We start from the raw sequence: 321 nt of genomic DNA on the forward strand, positions 1-321 counted from the left end.
GTTAAGAATTGCCTTATTTACAACTTCTTCACCCTCTTTTACAAAAAAATCTAGAATTTTGTGAAAAATGATACCAGATTCTTTTTTAGCTTCTATGATTGAATCTTGAACATTAATTATACCGTTTGTAATTGATAGACCACCCTGCAGGACATTTGCTTCAATTTCCTTAGCATTAACGCGCCCACCTGTTGATACAGCAAGTGCAAACGAATTTGCGTGTATTGTTGCTTTTGTAACTGTAGCGACTGCTTTTTTAGTAGCATACACTCCAGAAGATCCAGTACGTATAAAAACATTATCAAAAGCCTTTTCTTTTCC

The 321-nt window shown here is 34.6% G+C and carries 1 pseudogene; it reads right to left on the minus strand.

From position 1 onward, the window contains the following. Nucleotides 1-321 (minus strand): annotated as a pseudogene (locus ACFINS_RS10665) (hypothetical protein); the annotation flags it as partial.

Source organism: Bartonella sp. AA2SXKL (genome assembly GCF_042197205.1).
In the GTDB taxonomy this organism is placed as follows: Bacteria; Pseudomonadota; Alphaproteobacteria; order Rhizobiales; family Rhizobiaceae; genus Bartonella.